The following is a 21737-nucleotide window of genomic DNA, read 5'->3' on the forward strand; positions in this document are numbered from 1 at the left end:
GCCGATCGATCCGGCCGGCCACAGGATGAGCGCATGAGCGAACATTTCGACGTCGACCTCTTCGTGATCGGCGGCGGCTCGGGCGGCGTGCGCGCGGCGCGGATCGCGGCGGGCTACGGGGCGCGCGTCACGCTCGCGGAGGAGTACCGGGTCGGCGGCACCTGCGTCATCCGCGGCTGCGTGCCGAAGAAGCTGATGGTCTATGCCGGCCGCTTCGCCGACGAGTTCGAGGACGCGGCGGGCTTCGGCTGGTCGGTGCCCGAGCCCCGCTTCGACTGGTCCGTGCTGAAGCGCCGCCGCGACGCCGAGGTGGCGCGGCTGGAGGGCATCTACGACACCAACCTGATGCGCGCGGGCGTCGAGATCGTGCCGCAGCGCGCCGTGATCGAGGACGCGCACACGGTCCGGCTCGTCGGCAGCGGCGAGCGGGTCCGTGCCCGCTTCATCCTCGTGGCGGTCGGCGCCTCGCCGGTGAAGGAGCCGGTGATCCCGGGCGCCGATCTCGCCATCACCTCGAACGAGGTGTTCGATCTGGAGGCGCTGCCCGAGCGGATCCTCGTCGTCGGCGGCGGCTACATCGCCGTCGAGTTCGCGGGCGTCTTTGCCGCCCTCGGCTCGCGCACGACGCTGCTCCACCGGGGCGACCGGCTGCTGCGCGGCTTCGACGACGAGATCCGCGACGCGCTGGGGGACGCCTACGCCAAGCGCATGGACCTGCGGCTCGGCCGCACGGTTCAGAGCCTGGAGCGGCGAGGGGAGGGCATCGCGGCCCGGCTCGACGACGGCTCGGAGATCGAGGTCGACCAAGTTCTCGTCGCGACGGGGCGCCGCCCGAACGTCGCCGGGCTCGGGCTGGAGCGCGTCGGCATCGCCCTCGACCGCGCGGGCGCCATTCCTGTCGACGCCACCTCCCGCACTACCATCCCCTCGATCTACGCGGTCGGCGACGTCACGAACCGGGCGAACCTCACGCCCATCGCCATCCGAGAGGGGCACGCCTTCGCCGACACGGTGTTCGGCAACAAGCCCTGGTGCGTCGATCACCGCCTGATCCCGACCGCCGTGTTCTCGACGCCGGAGATCGGCGTCGTCGGCCACAACGAGGACGTGGCCCGGGAGATCTACGGCGCGATCGACGTCTACAAGGCGAGCTTCCGGCCCATGAAGGCGACGCTCTCCGGCCGCGACGAGAAGGTGCTGATGAAGGTCGTCGTCGATTGCGCGAGCGACAAGGTGGTCGGCGTGCACCTGTTCGGCCACGACGCGGGCGAGATCATCCAGGCCGTGGGCATCGCCGTGACCATGGGCGCCACGAAGGCCGATTTCGACCGGACCATCGCGGTCCACCCCACGGCGAGCGAGGAACTCGTGACCATGCGCGTGCCCGCGGTCACGAAACGCCCGGTCGCGGTCGGGTGATCGCGGGAACGCTTTCGCACCCTCGACGGCGGAGCGGCCCGGTCCATATTGCCCTTATGGGCAAGCGAGACGACGCGCAGGCGAGGCGGCAGGCCATCATTGACGGGATGCTGGCCGACGCCCTGCGTCCCGCCTTCACCTACCGGCTCCCCAGCCACCACGCCCTGCCGCCGGATATCCGCCAAGCGGTCGACCGGCTGCTCGCCAAGGCCGAGACGCAGCGCACCCGCTGCCTGACCTACGACGACCTCGAAGAGGCGCTTCCGCCGCGCGACGTCACAGCCGAGGATCTGGAGGCGATCTTCTGGATCCTGGCCGAGCACGGGATCGAGGTCGAGGACGGGGAGACAGGCTGAGTCGGCAGGGCTTCGGGCGGCCAATTCCGCTGAGCGAGAGCCGGTCACAGGGCCGTTCGCGGAGGCGCGTGACCGCTGGCAATTGGCCGAAATTCTTTCAAATCCGATCCAGAGGCTGATTAATCGACAGTTTTCATTCCAATATGAAAATTGAGGCCGTTCGCTGATATTACAATTTAACTGATTATTAACTGTAAGAGCCAATACTAAATCGGAATTCATCGAGATTTCCGAGGCCGACCATGCGCAAATTCAATAATCTGAGGTTCATTACAAAAATCTGCATTCCGGTGTCGATCATGATCGTGATCGCCGTCTCCCTCGTCACCTACGCGCGTTCGCAGATGACGGGACTGGCCTCCGATATGCGCACGATCGTCGACGTGGAGGCCGCACGTCTCGAATCGGTTCTCAAGGTTGGTCTCAATATCAACGAGGCGGCGGTTCAGATCCGCAACATGATCGTCGATGAACGCCGTGGTGAGATCGACAAGTAGAGGCGCCGCTACGACGCCGCGACCAAGGCGACCATCGAGGCCGCCGATCGGATGATCGCACTCGCCGACACGGCTGAGCGGCGGGAGGCTGGCCAATTGCTGAGGCAGAAGATCGCCGACTATTTCGTCAGTGCTGAGGAATCCATTGCGTTCACCATGCGCGACGAGCTCGCCGCCGGATCCCGCGTCGTCATGACGACGAGCACGGCCATCCGCACCAAGGTCAACGAGATCGTCAAGGCGCAGGTTGATCAGCACACCCGGGAGTTTCAGGGGGCGCGCGATGCTGCGGATGCGCGGGCTCGTGACGCAACCACGCTGCTGATCGCTGCCGCGGCCGGCGGATTGTCGGTGGCGGTGTTGCTGACCGTTGCCATCGTCGTGTTCGGCGTCACGCGCCCGCTCTCGAGCCTCGTCGCCGTCCTGGAGCGCATGGCGCGGGGCGAGACGGACGCCGCCATCCGCGAGATCGCCCGCGGCGACGAGATCGGCGCCGTCGCGCGCGCTGTGGACGGGATCAAGGACATGGTCGCCCGGAAGGCCGCCGACGAGGCGGAGCAGCGCCGCCACACCGACGAGGCCGCTGCCGCCGAGCGCAAGCGCACCATGGTGGACTTGGCGGGCCGTTTCGAGGCGGCCGTGGGAGGGATCGTCAGCCTCGTATCATCGTCCGCGACGCAGCTTCAGGCCACCGCACAGCAAATGACCGCGACGGCCACCGAGACCGCCAGCCAGTCGACGACCGTCGCGGCCGCAGCCGAGCAGGCGGCGACCAATGTCGGCACCGTCGCGGCAGCCGCGGAGGAGCTCGGGACGTCGGTCGGCGAGATCGGGCGTCAGGTCGCCGGGTCCGCGGATCTCGCCGCCACCGCCGTTCGCGAGGCGGACGCCACCGCGCATCTCGTGCAGGACCTCAGCGAGGCGGCAGGGCGCATCGGAAACATCGTCAGCCTGATCTCGAACATCGCCGACCAGACCAATCTGCTGGCGCTGAACGCGACGATCGAGGCGGCTCGCGCCGGCGAGGCGGGCCGCGGCTTCGCGGTGGTCGCGAGCGAGGTCAAGGCGCTCGCTGCACAGACCGGCAAAGCGACCAGTGAGATCGACGGTCAGGTCTCGCAGATCCAGAGCTCGATGCAGGAAGCCGTTCGGGCGATCGGGGCGATCTCCGGCCGCATCCAGGAGATCAGCACGGTCGCGACGTCGATCTCGGCCGCCGTCGAGGAGCAGGGCGCCGCCACCCGCGAGATCGTCCGCAATGTGGCGCAGGCCGCCACCGGCACGAAGGAGGTGACGAGAAACATCGCGGGCGTCGCCGGCGCGGCGGATGAGACCGGAGCGGCGGCAAGCCAGGTTCTCGCTTCCGCCTCCGAGCTATCGCGCCAATCCGAGCGCCTCGGCTCGGAAGTCGGTACATTCCTCGCCACGGTCCGCGCCGCCTGAGCACGGCCCGGCCTCTCGCTTCTGCGGGCAAACCCTCCTATAAGCCGCGCTCGCGCGCGGCTTTTTCGCGCGCGCAATCAGGCGGACGAGGTGCCTGGGAGACGGGACATGGGCGAGCGTTGGACACCGAAGACATGGCGCGACCTGCCGATCCAGCAGGTGCCGTCCTATCCGGATGCCGCCGCGCTCCAGGGCGTGGAGGCGCAGCTCGCGAGCTTCCCGCCCCTCGTCTTCGCCGGTGAGGCGCGCAAGCTGAAGGCATCGCTCGCCCGCGTCGCGGCCGGCGAGGCGTTTCTCCTCCAGGGCGGCGACTGCGCCGAGAGCTTCGACGAGCATTCCGCCGACAACATCCGCGACTTCTTCCGCGTCTTCCTGCAGATGGCGCTCGTCCTCACCTTCGCGGGCGGATCGCCCGTGGTGAAGGTCGGCCGCATCGCGGGTCAGTTCGCCAAGCCCCGCTCCTCGCCGACCGAGACGATGGACGGGGTGGCCCTGCCGAGCTACCGCGGCGACATCATCAACGGGCTGACCTTCTCGGAGGAGGCGCGCGTTCCCGATCCGCGCCGGCAGCTCGAGGCCTATCGGCAATCGGCCGCGACGCTGAACCTGCTGCGCGCCTTCGCGACCGGCGGCTACGCAAATCTCGAGAACGCGCACCGCTGGATGCTGGGCTTCGTGAAGGATTCGCCGCAATCCTCCCGCTACCAGGACGTGGCGGAGCGGATGGGCGACGCGCTCGACTTCATGCGGGCGATCGGCATCAATCCGGAGACGCACCAGGAGGTGCGCACCACAGATTTCTTTACGAGCCACGAGGCCCTGCTCCTCGGCTACGAGGAGGCGCTGACACGCGTCGATTCGACGAGCGGCGACTGGTACGCGACCTCGGGGCACATGCTCTGGGTCGGGGACCGCACCCGCCAGCCGGACCACGCCCATATCGAGTACGCCCGCGGGATCAAGAACCCGATCGGCCTGAAATGCGGGCCCTCGATGAGCGCCGACGGGCTGATCCGCCTCGCCGACCTCCTCAATCCCGACAACGAGGCCGGGCGCCTGACCCTGATCTGCCGCTTCGGCGCGGACAAGGTGGGCGAGCACCTGCCGGGGCTGATCCGGGCGGTCGAGCGGGAAGGCCGCAAGGTGGTGTGGGCCTGCGATCCGATGCACGGCAACACCGTCGCCGCCGGGCGCTACAAGACGCGCCCCTTCGAGCGGGTGATGCAGGAGATCGAGGGCTTCTTCGGCGTTCACCGTGCCGAGGGGACGATCGCCGGTGGCATCCACCTCGAGATGACGGGCAAGGACGTCACGGAATGCACGGGCGGCGCGCGCGCGCTGACCGCGGACGACCTGCAGGACCGCTACCACACCTACTGCGACCCGCGCCTCAACGCGGAGCAGGCGCTGGAGGTGGCTTTCCTGACGGCCGAGCTCGTCAAGCGCGAGCGCGCGGCGTTCGAGCGTCCGCACCTCGACGCGGCCGAGTGAGACACGGTTTTGCGCGCCGCGGAGGAAACCGCGACGCGCTCCGCTTCTAGTGAAGCCAGTTCGTGAAGAAGTAGATCAGCAGGATGATCGGAAGCGGGATACCGATCAGCCAGAGCAAGCCGCCTTTCAGCATTACAACTCTCCGTTGAAACTCAGCACGCTTCAACGATTGGGAGAGATTTCGGGTTCCTGAGAGACCTCGCGCATCCTGTGGAATGCGCGCGAGCGCGGCGGTGACGCTTGAGACCGACTACGCGATGGCGCGCTGTGCGCCGTTGAAGCGCCGCAGCAGGGCCGCGAGCTCGGCGCCGGGAACGGGCCGGCTGATCAGGTAGCCCTGCACCTCGTCGCAGCCCTCGTCCCGCAGCCGCTGCAGCTGATCCACCGTCTCGACGCCTTCCGCGGTCGTCGTCATGCCGAGGCTCGCGCCGAGGCCGATGACGGCCCGTACGATGAAGCCGGATCCGTCCGAATCGCCGAGGCCGCGGACGAAGGACTGGTCGATCTTGATCTTGTCGAAGGGGAAGGAGCGCAGGTAGCTCAGCGAGGAATACCCCGTGCCGAAATCGTCCATCGAGACGCGGACGCCCATGCTCTTGAGGCTGTGCAGGATCGCCGTGGTCGAGCCGGGATTGGCGACGAGGACGGATTCGGTGATCTCCAGTTCGAGCCGGCGCCCCGGCAGGCCCGCCGCGTGCAGCGCGTCGCGGACCGCGTTGATGAGGCGCGCGGAGGTGAACTGGACCGCCGAGACGTTCACCGCGACCTTGATGTCGCCCGGCCAGCCGCTCGCCTCGCGGCAGGCCTGCCGGATCACCCACTCGCCGAGCGGCACGATGAGGCCGAGTTCCTCCGCGAGCGGGATGAACTCCACGGGGGACACGGAGCCTCGCTTCGGGTGTCGCCAGCGCAGCAGCGCCTCGAAACCGGAGATCCGCTCGGCGTTGAGGTCGTAGATCGGCTGGTAGTGCAGCTCGAAGGCTTCCTCGGCGACGGCCTCGCGCAGATCGCGCTCGAGCTCCCGCCGCGCCTGCAGGCGGGCATCCATCTCCGGCTCGAAGAAGCGGAACGAGCCGCGCGCCTCGGCCTTCGCGCGGTCGAGGGCGACATCGGCGTGCTTGAGCAGCTTCTCGCAGCTCATCCCGTCCCCGGGTGCGAGCGAGATGCCGATGCTGACGCCGATCTCGACGGAATGGTCGGTGAGCGCGTAGGGCGCGCTCAGCACGTCGGCGATCCGGCGCGCCAGCACGGCCACGTCCTCGGGCCGCTCGATCCCGCGCTGAACGACGGCGAACTCGTCCCCGCCCAGGCGGGCCACGCTGTCGATCTCGCGGACGCAGGCCGAGAGGCGGTTGGCGACGGCGCGGATCAGTTCGTCGCCGACCGCGTGACCCAGCGCGTCGTTGACCGGCTTGAAGTCGTCGAGGTCGAGGCAGAGCACCGCGAAGCCGCCCTCGCGCCCGGCCTGGGCGATGGCGGCCTCGATCTGCTCGCCGAGGAGGACCCGGTTCGGCAATTCCGTCAGCGCGTCGTGCCGCGCCATGAAGGCGATGCGCTCCTCCGCCATCCGCCGTTCCGTGACGTCCTCGTAGGTGGCGACGAGGCCGCCATTGGCGGTGGGGCAGGTCTCGATCGCGATGAGGCGGCCGTCGCCGAGTTCCTGCAGCAGGCGGTTGCGCAGCTGCCCGTAGGCGTCGGCACTCTCGGCGATCAGGTCCGCGACGCTGCGGCCCGGGTGATTGCCGGCGGCGATGCAGGCGCCGAGGACCTCCGTCGCGCTCATCCCGACCGTCAGGGAGCCCGGAGCGAGGCCGTAGATCTCGCCATAGCGCCGGTTCGCCACCATCAGGCGCTGCTCGGCATCGTAGAGGCAGAGACCCTGGGACATGTTGTCGAGGGCCGCATCGAGGCGCAGGTTCGTCTGCGTCAGGCGGGTCTCCTGCTCCTTCGTGACGCTGATGTCGCTGCACACGGCGACGAAACCGCCCTCCCGCGTCGCGCTGCGGCTGACCCGGAGCCAGCGGTCGTCGGCGAGGCGGATCTCGCCGTCGCGGGCAAGGCTCAGGGCGGGGTCGAGCACGGAGGAGGCCGGGTCGGCGCCGGCAGCCGCCAGACCTGCGACGGGGCGGCCGCAGGCGATCTGACCGGAGCCTGCGTCGAAGAAATCCACGGCCTGCGCGTTGGCGAGGGCGATCCGGCCCTCGGGATCCACCACGACCACGCCCTCGTGCGAGCTCTCCAGAGCGTCCGCGAGCAGGGCCTGAGCCGAGCGGCGCTGGCTCACCTCGCGCTCCATCATGGCGCGGATGTTGTCGCGCATGGTCGCCATCGCGCGCAGGAGGGCCCCGAGCTCGTCGCGCCCGCCCACGGGCACCGCGTCGTCGAGCCGGCCCGCCGCGATCCGCTCGGCCACCGCCGAGGCCGCCGCGACCGGGCCGATGATGCGCCGGTTGAGAAGCCACGCGACGAGCGCCGAGAGCAGCAGGGCGACCACCGTCGCGACGGCGTAGAATCGGATCTCCTCGGCGACGATGGTGCGGGCGGTCTGCCGGTAGGTGAAGCCGTCGCCCGCCGTGTAGTTCACGAGCATGTCGATCTGCCCGTCGACGATCCCGGCCTGCCGGTCGAGACCCTCCCAGGCCGAGCCCGAAGCGGCCGCCGTCTCGAGGCTTCGGCGCATCTCGTCCCAGGCCTGCACGGCCGCCTGGACGCCGACGCCGGCACGGATCGCCCGGTCCGATTGCGAGCGCTCGACCGCGATGGTGAGGTCCTCGAGCAGCGTCGTGGCGAGCTCGGCGATCTCCTCGTCGAGCTTCGTCCGCGCTGCGGCATCGGCCGTGAGGGACCGGCGCGCGAAGGCCGCCCGCATCTTCGCGAAGTCCGCCGCCGCGGCCCGCGCGTAGTTGATCGACATCAGGGACTGGTCGTAGGTGCGCTGGACGAGATCGCCCGCCTTGCGGATCCCCAACGTCGCGTAGAGCCCGAGCGCGCCGGTGATCAGGCTCATGATCAGGAACGCGACGAAGATGCGCCCGCGGATCGTCGCGACCTCGGCTGACATGCGCCGCGGCAGATTCGCCGTCGCGGATGACGGCTCCTGCCACGGAAATGTGCGGTCCCGTCGCATCGGATCGAAAACGCTCTCCCTCGAACGAACCCTAAGTTAGGGCTGCACATGTTAAGAGCCGCTTAGCCCGGCCTTGGGTCCGCGGCCCGAAACCTCGGCCCAGGCTCGACAAATCGACCCGTCTCCTGCGGTGCCCGAAGATTCGTTAAGTTTTTTGAGGCTCTCTTCTCCGACGGCTCGCGCCGGAGATCGTGATGCTCGCCACCCTTGCACTGCCCTGCCGCCTCGCCGTTCCGCGGCGCCTTGCTGCAACTCTCGGTTTAATTTTGGGGGCGGCCCTCGTCGGCGGCATCCTCGACGTGGGCGGGGTCCAGGCCACCGGGCACCTCGTCTCGCAGAAGGGCCGCGCCTTCCAGCCGGGCAGCGTGGCGATCCAGCGCGGCGAGACGATCGTGATCGTCAACGACGACAGCGACCTCCTGCACCACCTCTACGTCGAGTCGGAGATCTTCAGTTTCGATTCCGGCGATCAGGCGCCCGGCAGCCGCACGGCGGTCACCTTTCCGGCCGCCGGCACGTTCCAGGTCCTGTGCGGCATCCACCCCAAGATGAAGCTCAACGTGCGGGTGAACTGAGCGCCGCGCTCAGCGCGCGGCCGCCTGCACCGGCGTGCGCCCCTCCGGCTCGCGCTCGATCGCCTGTCCGTCGCGCAGGTCGGCGGGCGGGCTCAGCACGACCCGCTCGTCGCCGGACAAGCCTTGGTCCAGCTCGACGCTGCGCCCGAAATCGCGGCGGATATGCACCTTGCGCCACTCGGCCCGGCCGTCGTCGCGGGCGACCGCCACCTGCGTCCCGCCCTGGTTGAACACGAGGGCCTCGGCGGGCACGGTCATCGCCGGCTCCAGCCGCGGGATCTTCAGGGTCACGTAGACGTAGAGGCCGGCCCGCAGCGCCCCTTCCGGATTCGGCACGTCCACCTGTGTCGTCAGGGTGCGCGAGGCGCTGAGCAGCGCGACGGAACTGCGCTCGACGCGGCCGACGAAGGTCCGCTCGGGCATCTGAGGCACGCGGATCGCGGCCTCGACGCCGGGACCGACCCCGACGGCCGCGTTCTGCGGCACGTTCACCGAGATGCGCAGGATGTCGTCCCGGTCCATCGTCAGGAGAGGCGTGCCGCCGCCATCGGCCTTCACGAGGTCGCCGACATCGACGCTGCGGGTGGTGACGACGCCGTCGAAGGGCGCGACCACGTCCTTGAAGCCCGTGAGCGCCTTGAGACGGTCGACGGTGGCGCCCTGCGCCTTGATGTTGGCCTCCGCCACCTTCACGCCCGCCTCCGCCGAGGCGAGGTTCGCGCCCTGACTGAGCACGCCGGCCTGCGAGGTGTCCGCGTTCTGCTTCGAGGCCCAGCCCTGGACAGCGAGGGTCGAGGTGCGGCTGTTGGTGACGTTGGCGAGGTTCACGTTGGCGCGGGCCTGATCCCCCATCGCGCGGGCCTGGAGAAGCTGGGCCTGCAGCTGGCCGAGCTGCGCCTCGGCCTGGGCGAGCTGCTGGTCGAGGTCTGGCGCGGCGACCCGGAGCAGGATGTCGCCGGCCTTCACGCTCGTCCCGATATCCACCCGGCGCTCGGCGATGTACCCGGTCGCGCGCGCCGAGATCGCCGCCTTCGCGAAGGCCTGCGTCTCGCCGGGCAGCGTCAGATCGATGGGCTTGTCGGTGCGTTCCACCGCGATGGTGCGCAGGCGCGGCACGAAATCCTTCGTCCGGCGCTGCGTCTCCGTGGCGGCGGCCCGCTGCTGGCAGTGCCCGTAGCCGCCCCAGCCGAGAAGGCCGAGACCCACCAACCCGACCAGCAGGAACGGGCCCTTGCGCGGCGGCGGCGGGATCTCGTTCGCGTCACCGTGCGCCTTCATGGGACCCGTACTCTCCGGCCGGCACCGAAATCTGGCAGACCATATACCGCGGGACTGCGCGCGTCACAGGCCACCGAAACGACGCAGGGCGACGCGGGGGGAACAGGTGTGCAGCGATGTTCGTGAGGTGGGATGGTGGGCGCGACAGGGATCGAACCTGTGACCCTTCGCGTGTGAAGCGAATGCTCTCCCGCTGAGCTACGCACCCGGACCGAGGGCCTTCTAGGGCGGCGCGCGCCGTCGCGTCAAGGCCCCTCGCATGGAGGCGGCGGCCGGCACCGGAAAACACGGGCGCCCGGTCCCTCATCGTTCACAAGAGCCGGCATTATCCATTAGGAGGGCGGTCATGTCTCCACTCGTCCGCTTCGCGCCGTCCCCGACCGGCTACCTCCACATCGGCAATGCCCGGCCCGCGCTCCTCAACGCGCTCTTCGCCCGCGCGCGGGGCGGGCGCTTCCTGCTGCGCCTCGACGACACCGACCGCGAGCGCTCGACGCCGGAATTCGCCGCGGCGATCGAGGAGGATCTCGCCTGGCTCGGCATCGTGCCGGACCTGTTCGCCCGCCAGTCGGATCGCGCGGAGCGACACAATGCTGCCGCGGAACGGCTCCGGGGCCTGGGGCGCCTCTATCCCTGCTACGAGACGCCCGAGGAGCTGGAGCGGCGGCGCAAGCGCCAGCTCGGCCGGGGTCTTCCGCCGATCTACGACCGGGCGGCGCTGAGCCTGACGGCCGAGCAGCGGGCGTCCCTCGAGGCGGAAGGGCGGCGTCCGCACTGGCGCTTCAAGCTCGACCATCGCACGGTGAGCTGGAACGACCTCGTCCGCGGAGAGGCGCATGTCGATTGCGCCTCCCTCTCGGACCCCGTGCTGGTGCGGGCCGACGGGACCTACCTCTACACGCTGCCCTCCGTCGTCGACGATGCGGAGCTCGGCGTCACCCACGTCATCCGGGGCGAGGACCACGTCACCAACACCGGCGTGCAGGTGCAGATCTTCGAGGCTCTGGGGCACCCGCTGCCCGTCTTCGGGCATCACAACCTCCTCACCACGGCGGACGGGGAGGGGCTCTCGAAGCGCCTCGGACACCTCTCGCTGCGGGGCCTTCGCGAGGCGGGCTACGAGCCGGCTTCCGTCCGCTCGCTCGCGGTGCTGACCGGCTCGGCGGAAGCGGTGCGGGCCATCGCCGGCCTCGACGAGCTCGCAGCCCTCGTGGATCTCGCCCACATCTCTCGGGCGCCGGCGAAGTTCGACCCGCACGAACTCGACGGCCTCAACGCCCGCCTCGTCCACGAGATGCCGGCGGTCGCGGTGCTGGATCGCCTCGCGGGCCTCGGCGTCCCTGCGGAGGCGGCGGAGGCGTTCTGGCTCGCGGTGCGCGCAAACCTCGTGAAGGTCGAGGATGCCCGGGATTGGTGGCACGTCGTGACGGGTCCCATCGAGCCCGTCACCACCGACGCGAGCCTCGTCTCGGCGGCCATCGCGACGCTGCCGGCCGAGCCCTGGGGGCCGGAGACCTGGAAGGCGTGGACCACGGCCGTGAAGGACCGCACGGGCGCCAAGGGCAAGGCCCTCTTCATGCCGCTGCGCCTCGCGCTCACCGGCCTCGACCATGGGCCGGACCTCTCCGCGTTGCTGCCGCTGATCGGCCGGGAGCGGGCGGCCGAGCGGTTGCGGGCGGTGGCCTGACAAGGCTCCCGAAAGCGGCTGGCCCGGGACGGGCTCGCCGCTCCGCAAGGGCGTCGGGGGACGCGCCAGAACTCCCGGAGCCGGTCACGCCGCCGGGACGTCCTCCGTCAGGCGCGTCACCAGGATCTTGTCGACGCGCCGACCGTCGAGATCCACCACCTCGAAGCGCCAGCCCGAGATGTCGCAGGTCTCGCCCGTCTCGGGCAGGCGCTGCAGGCGCTCGATGACGAGGCCGGCCGCGGTCTCGTAGTCGCGGGAGGCTTCGAGCTTGATGCCGAGCTGGTCGGCCATCTCGTCCACGGGCATCCAGCCGGCGATCAGCCAGGACCCGTCCGCCCGCTGCACCGCCTCGGGCTCGGGATCCTCGGAGTGGAAGGCGCCCGCGATGGCATCGAGGATGTCGGCCGGCGTCACGAGCCCGTCGAAATGCCCGTACTCGTCGTGGACGAGAGCCATCGGCACCTCCGCCGCCTGCAGCGCGTTCAACGCATCGAGTGCGTCGAGGGTGTCGGGCAGGACGGGTGCACGGCGCACGTGACGGCGCAGGTCGATGCCTTCGCCCGCCATCAGCGGCTTCACGAGGTCGCGCACCTGCACCACGCCGATCATGTTGTCCGCGCCGCCCTCCGCGACCGGAAGGCGCGAGTGCGGGCTGGCCAGAATGGCGGCCCGGATCTCCTCCTCGTCCCGGTGCAGGTCGATCCAGTCGACGTCGGTGCGCGGGGTCATGACGCCGCGCACGGCGCGGTCGCCCAGGCGGAGAACGCCCGCGATCATCTTGCGCTCGCCGGTCTCGATCACGCCCGCCGTCTCGGCCTCGGCGACGAGGTGGCGGATCTCCTCCTCGGTCACGGCGCTCGCGCTCTCGGTCTCCTGTCCGATCAGGCGGAACACCGCCCGCGTCGAGGCGTCGAGGAGCCAGACAGCGGGCTTCGCCACCCGGGAGACGAGGCGCATCGAGGGGCTGACGAGGCAGGCGACGCCTTCGGGATCCCGCAGGGCGAGGTGCTTCGGCACCAATTCGCCGATGATCACCGACAGGTAGGTGATGATCGCGATCACGAGGCCGTAGCCGATGGTGTCGGCCCAGACCTTGGCGAGCCCCACATCGACCAGGATGCCGGTCAGCCGCTCGCCGAGCGCCGCGCCGGACACGGCGCCGGAGAGGATGCCGACGAGGGTGATGCCGATCTGGACGGTGGAGAGGAAGCGGCCCGGCTCCTCCGCCAGCGCGAGGGCGGCGTGGGCGCCGCGGCGGCGTTCCTCCACCATCGAGCGCAGGCGGCTCTTGCGGGACGAGACGACGGCGAGTTCGGAGAGAGCGAACACGCCGTTGAGGGCGATCAGGGCAACGGCGACGGCGAGCTCGAGCACGGCTGCGGAACATCAAGCCGGAGCCGCCGATCGGGCGCGCCGGGCTTCCTCTGATGATGACGGGCGGCGCTCTTGATGGAGGTCGCGCCCTGCCGGGTCAACCGGCCGAGCCGCGTTCCGATCCGCGGCGGAGCCGGAAACCGGATGCGCCCGCTCAGGGGCGCGTCAGCGGAGGCAGGCGCGCGAGGCGGATCGCGATGGCCAGGGCGATGCCGTAGAGCGCACCGAAATAGGCGACGACGCCCGGCCAGCCCGCATGGGCGAAGAACCACCCGCCGGCCGTGCCGAGCACCGAGGAGCCGAGATAGTAGAGGGAGAGATACACCGAGGACGCCTGGGCGCGGTCGCGCAGCGCGCGCCGGCCGATCCAGCTGCTGGCGACGGAATGGGCGCCGAAGAAGCCGATCGTGACCACCGCGATGCCGCCGATGATGACGACGAGGTTGTCCGACAGCGTCATCACGATCCCGACGAGACCCAGCGTGATGGCGAGCCACAGCACCTTGCGCCGCCCCAGCCGGCTCGCGATCTCGCCCGTCGCCGCCGAGCTCGCGGTACCCGCGAGATAGACGGCGAAGATCGCGCCGATCGCCGCCTGGCTGAGGGAGAAGGGCGGATCGAGCAGGCGGAAGCCGATATAATTGTAGACGCAAACGAAGCCGCCCATGAGCAGGAAGGCTTCCGCGAACAGCCAGGGCAGCCCCGCGTCGCGGAAATGCTGGGTGAAGGTGCCGGGCACCTCCCGCCATCGCATCCGATGCGCGGTGAAATGCCGGGATTCGGGCAGTGCCCGCCAGAAGGTGACGGCGGCAAGCAGCGCCAGCACGCCGATCGTCCCGAGGCCGAGCCGCCAGGAGCCGTAATCGGCGATCACGCCCGCGATCAGCCGCCCGACCATGCCGCCGAGCGCGTTTCCGCCGATCAGAAGCCCCATCGACAGGCCGATCGCGCGCCCGTGCATCTCCTCGCTGAGATAGGCCATCGCGACGGCCGGGAGGCCGCTCGCGGTCAACCCGGTCAGCGCCCGCAAGGCCAGGAAGCCGTGCCAGCTCGGAACGAGGCAGGCGACGATGGTGAGGATCGCCGATGCGAACAGCGAGATCGTCATCGCGGGCTTGCGCCCCCAGACCTCCGAGAGCGGGCTGACGACGAGGAGCGCGATGGCGAGCGTCGCGCAGGGAAGCGAGAGGGCGAGGCTGCTCTCGGCCGGCGAGACGTGGAAATCGTCGGCGTAGACCGGCAGCAGGGGCTGCACGCCGTAGAGCACGGCGAAGGTCGAGAAGCCGGCGGCCGCGAGGGCGACAGTCGTGCGGCGAAAGACCGGCGTGCCGGCCTCGATCAACCGGTCATCCGCCTCCGACATGAATCCTCGCTGCGGCCGTCCTGATAGCCGCCCGTTTGGCCGCGGTGGACCGGGGCGTCAACACCGGCGACGGTACGCTGAGTGATCTCCATGCCCCGTGCGTGGATCGTTTCGGGGATGATCGCTGGGGCCGAGGCGCGAGCGCCGCGGCGCGAACGCCCGCAACACCACCCCGGGCCCTCCCCCCGGGGAGGGGGGAGGGCGGTCGCTTCCTCAGCGCGGGGGCTCGCCCTGGGCCTGACCCTGCTGGATGAGCGGCGTGATCCGGCGGACCGTCACGCGCCGGTTCTCCCGCGAGGGACCTTGCGTGTTCACCTTCAGGTACTGCTCGCCGTAGCCTTGCGTCGTCAGGTTCTCCGGCGGCACCTGGAATTGCTGGGTGAGCACGGTCGCCACCGACTGGGCCCGACGATCCGACAGGGAGAGGTTGTCGACGTCGGCCCCCACCGCGTCGGTGTAACCCTCGATCAGGAACACCTCCTGCGGATTGTTGCGGATCGCCTGGTTGATCGCCTGGGCGATGGTGGAGAGCCGCGCCGCCTGATCCGGCGTGACCGTGAACGAGCCCGTGTCGAAGTTGATCGTGTCGATGTCGACGCTGCGCATGCGGGCCCGCAATTGCGGGCTGTAGCGCACCTGATCGAGCGTGTAGCGGCCCTCGATCGGCACCACCGGCGGCGCGGTCAGCGCCTCGTAGACGGTGCGCTCGTCGGCGCCCTCGTAATCCACGACGTAGCGGTCGCGCGGGATGCGGATATCCGGCGGCGGCAGCACGACCACGTCCTCGTAGATCGGGCGCGGGCGCCCGCCGAAGGCATTGTCGATGATCACGACCTCGCGGCCGTCGCGGAAGCGGCGGGAGCGGCGCAGGAGCCGCCCGTCGTCGTCGACGACCGTGACGATCTGCTCGCCGCCGGGCCGGTCGAGATAGGTCACCGTTTCGCTGCCGCGCCGCTCGCTGCGATAGCGCCCGCGGTCGAGATCGCGGAAGCGCTCGTTCTCGTCGTGGCGGATGAAGTAGCCGTCCCGATCGCGCACGATGATGCGGCCGGGCTCGCGGATGTAGGTGCGACCGCCCTCGCTGAACTCGCGCCGGTCGCGCCGGATGCGCTCGTAGTCGCGGACGTCCTCGTCCTCCTGGCGGAAGCCGCCGGGCACGTAGCCGGGGCGGCCCGGCGTATTGAAGCTGTCGCGGCGGTCGCGGTCGCGGTCACGGTCGCGCTCGTCGAAACGACCATTCGGCCGTTGATCGGGCGCCGCGCCCTGGGGCTCGACGGGCCGGCCCGGAACGCCCGGCTGGGCGTTCGGAGCCGTGGCGGGCGCGCCCTGGTTCCGCGTGCCGGCCGGTTGCGGGGCGCCGGGTTGCGCGTTGGGGGCCGGGGGCTGCGCACCGGCGGGCGGTCCGCCCGGTTGGCCGGGCGCCGGTTGGACGGGCCGGCCCGGGACGCCGGGCTGGGCGTTCGGCGCCGCGCCTGGACCGCCGGGAGGCGGTGCACCGGGCTGTCCGGGTGCCGGGGCTGCGGTCCCGGGCTGAACCGGGCGTCCCGGCACGCCGGGCTGGGCATTGGGCGCGGCGCCCGGCCCACCTTCGCGGCGTCCGCCGGGCTGAGCCGGCGCATCCGGCGCGGCGTTCGGCTGAACCGGCCGGCCGGGCACGCCGGGCTGCGCGATCGGCGCGGCCGCCGGCGGCTGGCCGGGCGCGGTGCGCTGCGTCGGCGGCGTCTCGGCCCCCGGCGCGCGGCGACCGGGCTCCGGGGCCTCGCGCCGCTCCTCGTTCCTGTCCTGGCGACGCTCCGCGGGGGCGGCCGGGCGCTCCGGCGCCCGCTCGCGGGATGCGGGCGGCGCGGCGCGCTCGGCGGGCTGGCGGTCCGGCGTTCTCTCGGGAGCGCGCTCGCGGGCGCCGGGCGCCTCGCGCGGCTCGGACCTCTCCGGGCGCGGCTGCTCGCGCGGCTCCGGCTTCTCCTGGCGCTGTGCCGGCTCTTGGCGCTGTGCCGGCCGTTCCGGCCGCTCGGCCGGGGCTCGCTCGGGCGCGCGCTGAGGAGCCCGCTCCTCGCGCGGCTCGGGCCGCGGCTGCGGCCGCTCCGGCGCGGCCCGTTCCGGCCGCTCGGGGCGCTCCGGCCGTTCCGGACGGGGTTCGGGGCGTTCCGGCCGCTCGCGTGCGGAGGGGGGAGGGGCGGCGCGCTCGGGAGGCCCGCGCTCGGGCCGGCTGCCGCCGGGCGGGCCGCCGCGCGGTCCCTCACCGCCGCCGCGGGGGCCTCCCTCACCGCCGCCGCGGGGACCGCCCTCGCCGCCGCCGCGCGGGCCGCCCTCGCCGAGGCCGGGCGGGCCGCCCTGGGCGAGCAGAAGGATCCCGTCCGCCGCCCGCGAGACTTCCGGACCCGACAGGAGCAGGCCCGGCAAAACGGTGCCGGTCAGGAGCAGGAGTCGGGTCTTCCGCATCGGAACAATCTCGCGCTTCGGGTTCGGACGGGGCCGAACGGGGTCGGGCGCGATATGGTTCCCGAGCGCGCGAGGTCAAATTTCCGAGGCGCGCGGGCGCGGCTTGAAACAGGCCTTTCGCCTGTGATCACAATGTCTTGTGTAAGGCTGAATCCGCCTCCCGCGCCGCAACGCTACGGCGTCCCGGTCCGGGTCGGAACCGCGATCACGTTCGGGGCGATCACCCGGATGGCGGGCTTGGAATCCGCACCGGCCGCATCCGTCGAGGCGGTGGTCGCGGGCACCCCTTCGGCGGCGCTCGCCTCGGCGCCGGTGCGCCCGGCCGCATCCGCTGCGAGGCCGGCCGCGGTCTTGTCGGCGCGGCCGACCAGTGTGAGGCGAACCTTCGGCCGGGAGAGAGCCTCGGCCTGCATCGGGGTGACGAAGATGTCGCCCTTGTGCCGCACGAGCATGCTCTCGGCCTTCACGAGGCTCTGTGCCCAGCTCTGCCCCTCCTTCTTGCAGGAGCAGTTCGGCACGAAGGCCTTCTGGAACTTGAAGGCGTTCGGCAGCGAGGCGTAGGAGCGCCGGCCCTGGACGGTGGCGGCATGCTTCAGGGCATCGTCACCGTGGGGCATCGAGTAGGCGGCCGATTCGGTGCCGGGGCAGAGCGCCTGGCACATCTCGTTCGCGCCCTCGCGGCCGTCCGGCAGGTTCGGCATCGGGAAATAGGCGCCGTCGCAGGTGCGCACGCAGATCACCTGCGCGCCGCCGCGGGCAAACTGCCCGGTGGGCGAGCCGTCCGGATTCGTCGGCAGGTCGCCGCAGGAACTCGCCACCGCCGCCTGGAGCTGGCGCCGCCGCGCGGCCACGACCTCGCCGTTCTCGCTGCCGTAGCCGGCATTGAGCGCGCGGATGCGCTGCTCGACGGCGCCGCATTGCGGGGGGCGCGTGTCGAAGAACAGGAACCGGCCGCCCTCGCAGTTCAGGGTGCGGTAATAGGCTTCGAGCCGTGAGATCTCGCCCTGCAGGGCGCGCGCGACGTTGGCATTGTTGCTCAGGCTCGACAGCTCGGCGCGGTAGCGCTGGCAGGCCGGATTCGGCGTCTGCTGCTGCGCGAGCGCGGCCGGCGCGAGCAGCACGGCGAGGGCGCCGGCCGCGAGCGTGCGGGCGAGCTGACGAATCTGAGATCGGATCAGCGGCATGGCTCTGTCGATGACGGGTCCGGCCTGAACGCGGGATACGGAACGCGGGCGGTCGAGGCTTAACTTATTTTTACGCGGCCTCGCGCCTCAGGGACACCCTCCCTACATGCGCCACGTCGCATCAGCGGGGGAAAGGTTGAACTATGTGGCTTCGGAGTCTCACAGGAGCGGTCGGCGCGGGCCTCGTCGCGCTCGCGGCGCTCTCCGCGCCGGCCGCTGCGGCCGACGATCCGGACCGGATCTTCGACAAGTCGACGGTGTGGCGGCCGCTGACGCCGAACGACAAGCTCGTCGTTTACGGCATCGACGATCCGATCGTGGGCGGCGTCGCCTGCCACTACACGCAACCCGAGAAGGGCGGCATCAAGGGTACGCTCGGCCTCGCCGAGGACGTCTCGGACATCTCGCTCGCGTGCCGGCAGGTCGGCCCTGTCCAGTTCAAGGACAAGTTCAAGCAGGGCGAGGTCGTGTTCAGCGAGCGGCGCTCGCTGATCTTCAAGTCGATGCAGATCGTGCGCGGCTGCGACGCGAAGCGCAACACGCTGATCTACATGGTCTACTCGGACAAGGTGATCCAGGGATCGCCGAAGAACTCGACCTCGACGGTCCCGCTGATGCCCTGGGGCACGGAGCCGCCGCCGAAATGCGCCGACTTCCTGAAGTGAGGCGCCGCCTCGCGAATCCTCAATCCTGGCAGGTGATGCGGATCGGGCGCTCGTCGCGCTTCGGAGAGGGCACGGTGTCGATGGCGCCGGTGTAGTCCTCCTGCGCGGCGATGCCATAGGAGGCGGCCGAGGCGAAGCCCTGCGACTCGCACCACGCGTTGGCGACCACTTGCCCGCACTCGCTCTGGCCGCCGGTCAGGCAGTCGCCGACGCCGTAGCCCTCGCTCGAGGGGATCAGGAAGGTGCGCTCGATCGCGGCGGGCGCCGCCTCGGTTCCGGCGCGGGTGGGCTGCACGGCAGCGGTGAGAAGTAGAACGCCGAGAAAAGCGCTGAGGCCGGCAGCCGTACGACGCATGAAGGTCTCTCCTGACCAAACCATTGACGATTGCGCTGAAGGTCCGACGCGACGGTAAACAAAGGCTTTAGAACGTCGGACGCGCACCTCTTCGAGCGGTCGGGCGCATGGCCCGTCGTCGTTCTCGAAAAGCTCACCGTTTTGGGTTAGCGCAGGAGAGCCGGCGGGGCCGTCGCCTCCGCGCAACAGGGGCTGGAGACCGGCCGGCAGCCAAAGGGACGAGAGTGGGTTTCATGGCGCCAATGTTGCGGCTCTACAACACGCTGACCCGGGAGAAGGCGCCCTTCGTGCCGATCGACCCCAGCCATGTGCGCATGTACGCCTGCGGACCCACGGTCTACGACGCGGCCCATATCGGCAACGCGCGCCCGATCATCGTCTTCGATCTGCTCTTCCGCCTGCTGCGCCACCTCTACGGCGCGGCGCAGGTCACCTACGCCCGCAACGTCACGGACGTGGACGACAAGATCAACGCGCGCGCGCTTGAGCGCGGCATCACCATCCGCGAGCTGACGGACGGCACGCTCGCTGCCTTCCACGCGGACATCCGTGCCCTCGGCGTCCTGATGCCGGAGGACGTGAACCGGCCGGGCGAGCGCCCGCGCTTCGTCGAGCCGCGCGCGACCGATCACATCGTCGAGATGGTGAACTTGATCGAGGGGCTGGTCGCGGCCGGCCACGCCTACGTGGCGGAGGATCACGTCCTGTTCGACGTACCCTCGATGCCCGATTACGGTGCTCTCTCGAAGCGCCCCCTCGACGAGATGGAGGCCGGGGCCCGCGTCGAGGTCGCGCCCTACAAGCGCTCACCCCTCGACTTCGTTCTCTGGAAGCCGTCGAAGCCCGGCGAGCCGTCCTGGCCCTCGCCCTCGGGCATCGCGGCGCCGGGCCGGCCCGGCTGGCACATCGAGTGCTCAGCGATGTCGTGGAAGCATCTCGGCACCACGTTCGACATCCATGCCGGCGGCATCGACCTCATCTTCCCGCACCATGAGAACGAGGTCGCGCAGTCCCGCTGCTGCTTCGGCACGGAGGTGATGGCCAACGTCTGGCTGCACAACGGCTTCCTGCAGGTCGAGGGCGAGAAGATGTCGAAGTCGCTCGGCAACTTCGTGACGCTCCGCGAGGTGCTGAACGACTGGCCCGGCGACGTCGTGCGGCTCGCCATGCTCAAGACGCATTACCGCCAGCCGATCGACTGGACGCTGCGGGGATTGGACGACGCGAGCCGCATGCTGGAGCGCTGGTACGGCCATGTCGGCGACGCGGCCCCGTCCGCCGATGCGCCGGAGAGTGTCCTCGAGCCGCTGCTGGACGATCTGAACACCGCCGCGGCGCTCGCCGAGATCCACCGGCTCGACGATCCGGCTGCCCTGAAGGCTGGCGCGAACCTCCTCGGCTTTCTCTGCCAGACGCGCTCGGAGCGGGACGCCGCGAGCGTGCGGGCCTCCGGCGTCGATGTCGCCGCGGTCGAGGCGCTGATCGAAGCGCGCCGCGTCGCCCGCGCGGCCAAGGACTGGCCGGAATCCGACCGCGTGCGCGCCGCGCTCGCGGCCATCGGCGTGACCGTCAAGGACAACAAGGACGGCACGACGACATGGAGCGTCGCGCCGTGACGGACGCGGCCGGTTGCCAGCCCGTCGTCGTGATCGATGCCGGCCGTTACGAGCTGAAACCGGCCCTGGTCGGCACGATCGATCCGTCGGTGGGCGCCGATTCGCGCCAACATCCGCAGGCGCTGCAGGAGATTCGACAGGGTCAGGGACAGGGGCGCGAGCGCACAGGATAAGCCTGACCCTCCGGCCCGGTTCGCGGACCCGAACGAGGACGCTTGGCGGAGGGCGCGTTGCCGGCCCTCAGAACCGCTCCTTGATGAACTCGTCCGCCTCCGGCGCCGGCTCCCGGTGGGAGGCTTCACGGCGCAGCATCGGCACGACCTCGGATGCGTCCCGGGCCACGAGGTAGTTCAGGTCGAGGCCGTCGCGGATGAAGCCGTGGCCGCGCATGTGGTCGAACAGGGTCAGAAGCGGGCGCCAGAAATCCGCGACCGAGACGAGCAGGATCGGCTTGGCATGCTGGCCGAGCTGAGCCCACGTCAATTGCTCGACGAGCTCCTCCAGCGTGCCGATGCCGCCGGGCAGCGCCACGAAGGCATCCGAGCGATCGAACATCATGCGCTTGCGGGTGTGCATGTCACCCACCACGACCGTCTCCTGGATGTCGTCGAGCATGCGCTCGCGCGACTTCAGGAAGTCCGGGATGATGCCGGTGACGTGGCCTCCGCCGTCGAGGACGGCGCGCGCCACCGTTCCCATCAGGCCGACATTCCCGCCGCCGTAGACGAGCCCGATTCCGGCCGCGGCCAGCGAGCGCCCGAGGGTCTCGGCGGCTTGGCGGAACGCCGGATTCTCCCCGAACCCGGAGCCGCAATACACGCAGACCGTCTTCACCGGCGCCATCCGGCGTCCTCCTGTCTCGCTTCGC

The 21737-nt window shown here is 70.5% G+C and carries 18 protein-coding genes and 1 tRNA gene; 10 read left to right on the top strand and 9 right to left on the bottom strand.

Annotated features, from left to right (window positions below):
• The first annotated feature begins 33 nt into the window (after positions 1-33).
• The 5 genes from gor to J2X36_RS14880 all read left to right on the top strand — a co-directional run bounded on the left by gor (position 34) and on the right by J2X36_RS14880 (position 5206).
• Positions 34-1419, top strand: a complete 1386-nt coding sequence (gene gor / locus J2X36_RS14860; RefSeq protein ID WP_310350993.1) for a glutathione-disulfide reductase — start codon at positions 34-36, stop codon at positions 1417-1419.
• A 56-nt stretch (positions 1420-1475) separates the two neighbouring features.
• Positions 1476-1775, top strand: a complete 300-nt coding sequence (locus J2X36_RS14865) for an RNA polymerase sigma factor region1.1 domain-containing protein (RefSeq protein ID WP_132256046.1) — start codon at positions 1476-1478, stop codon at positions 1773-1775.
• A gap of 242 nt (positions 1776-2017) precedes the next feature.
• Complete coding sequence (locus J2X36_RS14870) at positions 2018-2272, top strand: hypothetical protein (RefSeq protein WP_310350995.1); 255 nt, start codon at positions 2018-2020, stop codon at positions 2270-2272.
• A gap of 51 nt (positions 2273-2323) precedes the next feature.
• Positions 2324-3715, top strand: coding sequence for a HAMP domain-containing methyl-accepting chemotaxis protein (locus J2X36_RS14875; RefSeq protein WP_310350997.1), 1392 nt, complete (start codon positions 2324-2326; stop codon positions 3713-3715).
• A 108-nt stretch (positions 3716-3823) separates the two neighbouring features.
• Positions 3824-5206: a class II 3-deoxy-7-phosphoheptulonate synthase gene (locus J2X36_RS14880; RefSeq protein ID WP_132256044.1), complete on the top strand. Its 1383-nt coding sequence runs from the start codon at positions 3824-3826 to the stop codon at positions 5204-5206.
• Positions 5207-5456: 250 nt separating this feature from the next.
• On the opposite strand, the gene J2X36_RS14885 is transcribed toward J2X36_RS14880, so the two are convergent.
• Entirely contained in the window at positions 5457-8267 is a 2811-nt protein-coding gene (locus J2X36_RS14885; RefSeq protein ID WP_310351000.1) for an EAL domain-containing protein, read from the bottom strand.
• A gap of 260 nt (positions 8268-8527) precedes the next feature.
• Here J2X36_RS14885 and J2X36_RS14890 point away from each other — a divergent pair, with 260 nt between their 5' ends.
• Positions 8528-8908, top strand: coding sequence for a plastocyanin (locus J2X36_RS14890; protein ID WP_310351003.1), 381 nt, complete (start codon positions 8528-8530; stop codon positions 8906-8908).
• A gap of 9 nt (positions 8909-8917) precedes the next feature.
• Here the strand turns inward: J2X36_RS14890 and J2X36_RS14895 are convergent, their stop codons facing one another.
• Positions 8918-10186, bottom strand: coding sequence for an efflux RND transporter periplasmic adaptor subunit (locus tag J2X36_RS14895; RefSeq protein WP_310351006.1), 1269 nt, complete (start codon positions 10184-10186; stop codon positions 8918-8920).
• 133 nt (positions 10187-10319) lie between these two features.
• Positions 10320-10394 (bottom strand) — tRNA-Val (locus J2X36_RS14900).
• 138 nt (positions 10395-10532) lie between these two features.
• Here J2X36_RS14900 and gltX point away from each other — a divergent pair.
• Positions 10533-11873, top strand: coding sequence for a glutamate--tRNA ligase (gene gltX / locus J2X36_RS14905; protein ID WP_310351008.1), 1341 nt, complete (start codon positions 10533-10535; stop codon positions 11871-11873).
• A gap of 84 nt (positions 11874-11957) precedes the next feature.
• Here gltX and J2X36_RS14910 read toward each other — a convergent pair whose 3' ends face one another.
• From J2X36_RS14910 to J2X36_RS14925, 4 genes are all read right to left on the bottom strand, one after another.
• Positions 11958-13247, bottom strand: coding sequence for a hemolysin family protein (locus tag J2X36_RS14910; RefSeq protein ID WP_310351010.1), 1290 nt, complete (start codon positions 13245-13247; stop codon positions 11958-11960).
• A 154-nt stretch (positions 13248-13401) separates the two neighbouring features.
• Positions 13402-14610, bottom strand: coding sequence for an MFS transporter (locus J2X36_RS14915; protein ID WP_310351012.1), 1209 nt, complete (start codon positions 14608-14610; stop codon positions 13402-13404).
• 213 nt (positions 14611-14823) lie between these two features.
• Positions 14824-17049, bottom strand: coding sequence for an OmpA family protein (locus J2X36_RS14920; protein WP_310351014.1), 2226 nt, complete (start codon positions 17047-17049; stop codon positions 14824-14826).
• A 173-nt stretch (positions 17050-17222) separates the two neighbouring features.
• Positions 17223-18233 carry a DUF2865 domain-containing protein gene (locus J2X36_RS14925; protein WP_310351017.1) on the bottom strand — a complete coding sequence of 337 codons (1011 nt, stop codon included), beginning with the start codon at positions 18231-18233 and terminating at the stop codon, positions 17223-17225.
• 143 nt (positions 18234-18376) lie between these two features.
• Here J2X36_RS14925 and J2X36_RS14930 point away from each other — a divergent pair, with 143 nt between their 5' ends.
• A complete protein-coding gene (locus J2X36_RS14930; RefSeq protein WP_310351019.1) occupies positions 18377-18898 on the top strand; it encodes a CreA family protein in 522 nt (173 codons plus the stop codon).
• 19 nt (positions 18899-18917) lie between these two features.
• Here J2X36_RS14930 and J2X36_RS14935 read toward each other — a convergent pair whose 3' ends face one another.
• Positions 18918-19253 (bottom strand): hypothetical protein, encoded by a 336-nt coding sequence (locus J2X36_RS14935; RefSeq protein WP_310351021.1) that lies wholly within the window; start codon positions 19251-19253, stop codon positions 18918-18920.
• A gap of 233 nt (positions 19254-19486) precedes the next feature.
• On the opposite strand from J2X36_RS14935, the gene cysS reads away from it, so the two are divergent.
• Both cysS and J2X36_RS14945 read left to right on the top strand, forming a co-directional pair.
• Positions 19487-20869: a cysteine--tRNA ligase gene (gene cysS, locus J2X36_RS14940; RefSeq protein WP_310351023.1), complete on the top strand. Its 1383-nt coding sequence runs from the start codon at positions 19487-19489 to the stop codon at positions 20867-20869.
• Positions 20866-21042: a hypothetical protein gene (locus J2X36_RS14945; protein ID WP_165937819.1), complete on the top strand. Its 177-nt coding sequence runs from the start codon at positions 20866-20868 to the stop codon at positions 21040-21042. Before cysS ends, J2X36_RS14945 begins: the two co-directional genes overlap by 4 nt.
• A 67-nt stretch (positions 21043-21109) precedes the next feature.
• On the opposite strand, the gene J2X36_RS14950 is transcribed toward J2X36_RS14945, so the two are convergent.
• The gene (locus J2X36_RS14950; RefSeq protein ID WP_132252327.1) at positions 21110-21712 is read right to left on the bottom strand and encodes a TIGR00730 family Rossman fold protein; all 603 of its coding nucleotides are present in this window, start codon (positions 21710-21712) and stop codon (positions 21110-21112) included.
• Between the last annotated feature and the right edge of the window lie 25 nt (positions 21713-21737).

The organism is Methylobacterium sp. BE186 (genome assembly GCF_031457035.1).
Taxonomy (GTDB): domain Bacteria; phylum Pseudomonadota; class Alphaproteobacteria; order Rhizobiales; family Beijerinckiaceae; genus Methylobacterium; species Methylobacterium segetis.

Coding starts and splice junctions, on each gene's coding strand:
- gor (WP_310350993.1), top strand. CDS start 34: ATGAGCGAACATTTCGACGTCGACCTCTTCGTGATCGGCGGCGGCTCG.
- J2X36_RS14865 (WP_132256046.1), top strand. CDS start 1,476: ATGGGCAAGCGAGACGACGCGCAGGCGAGGCGGCAGGCCATCATTGAC.
- J2X36_RS14870 (WP_310350995.1), top strand. CDS start 2,018: ATGCGCAAATTCAATAATCTGAGGTTCATTACAAAAATCTGCATTCCG.
- J2X36_RS14875 (WP_310350997.1), top strand. CDS start 2,324: ATGATCGCACTCGCCGACACGGCTGAGCGGCGGGAGGCTGGCCAATTG.
- J2X36_RS14880 (WP_132256044.1), top strand. CDS start 3,824: ATGGGCGAGCGTTGGACACCGAAGACATGGCGCGACCTGCCGATCCAG.
- J2X36_RS14885 (WP_310351000.1), bottom strand. CDS start 8,267: ATGTCAGCCGAGGTCGCGACGATCCGCGGGCGCATCTTCGTCGCGTTC.
- J2X36_RS14890 (WP_310351003.1), top strand. CDS start 8,528: ATGCTCGCCACCCTTGCACTGCCCTGCCGCCTCGCCGTTCCGCGGCGC.
- J2X36_RS14895 (WP_310351006.1), bottom strand. CDS start 10,186: ATGAAGGCGCACGGTGACGCGAACGAGATCCCGCCGCCGCCGCGCAAG.
- gltX (WP_310351008.1), top strand. CDS start 10,533: ATGTCTCCACTCGTCCGCTTCGCGCCGTCCCCGACCGGCTACCTCCAC.
- J2X36_RS14915 (WP_310351012.1), bottom strand. CDS start 14,610: ATGTCGGAGGCGGATGACCGGTTGATCGAGGCCGGCACGCCGGTCTTT.
- J2X36_RS14920 (WP_310351014.1), bottom strand. CDS start 17,049: ATGCGGAAGACCCGACTCCTGCTCCTGACCGGCACCGTTTTGCCGGGC.
- J2X36_RS14925 (WP_310351017.1), bottom strand. CDS start 18,233: ATGCCGCTGATCCGATCTCAGATTCGTCAGCTCGCCCGCACGCTCGCG.
- J2X36_RS14930 (WP_310351019.1), top strand. CDS start 18,377: ATGTGGCTTCGGAGTCTCACAGGAGCGGTCGGCGCGGGCCTCGTCGCG.
- J2X36_RS14935 (WP_310351021.1), bottom strand. CDS start 19,253: ATGCGTCGTACGGCTGCCGGCCTCAGCGCTTTTCTCGGCGTTCTACTT.
- cysS (WP_310351023.1), top strand. CDS start 19,487: ATGGCGCCAATGTTGCGGCTCTACAACACGCTGACCCGGGAGAAGGCG.
- J2X36_RS14950 (WP_132252327.1), bottom strand. CDS start 21,712: ATGGCGCCGGTGAAGACGGTCTGCGTGTATTGCGGCTCCGGGTTCGGG.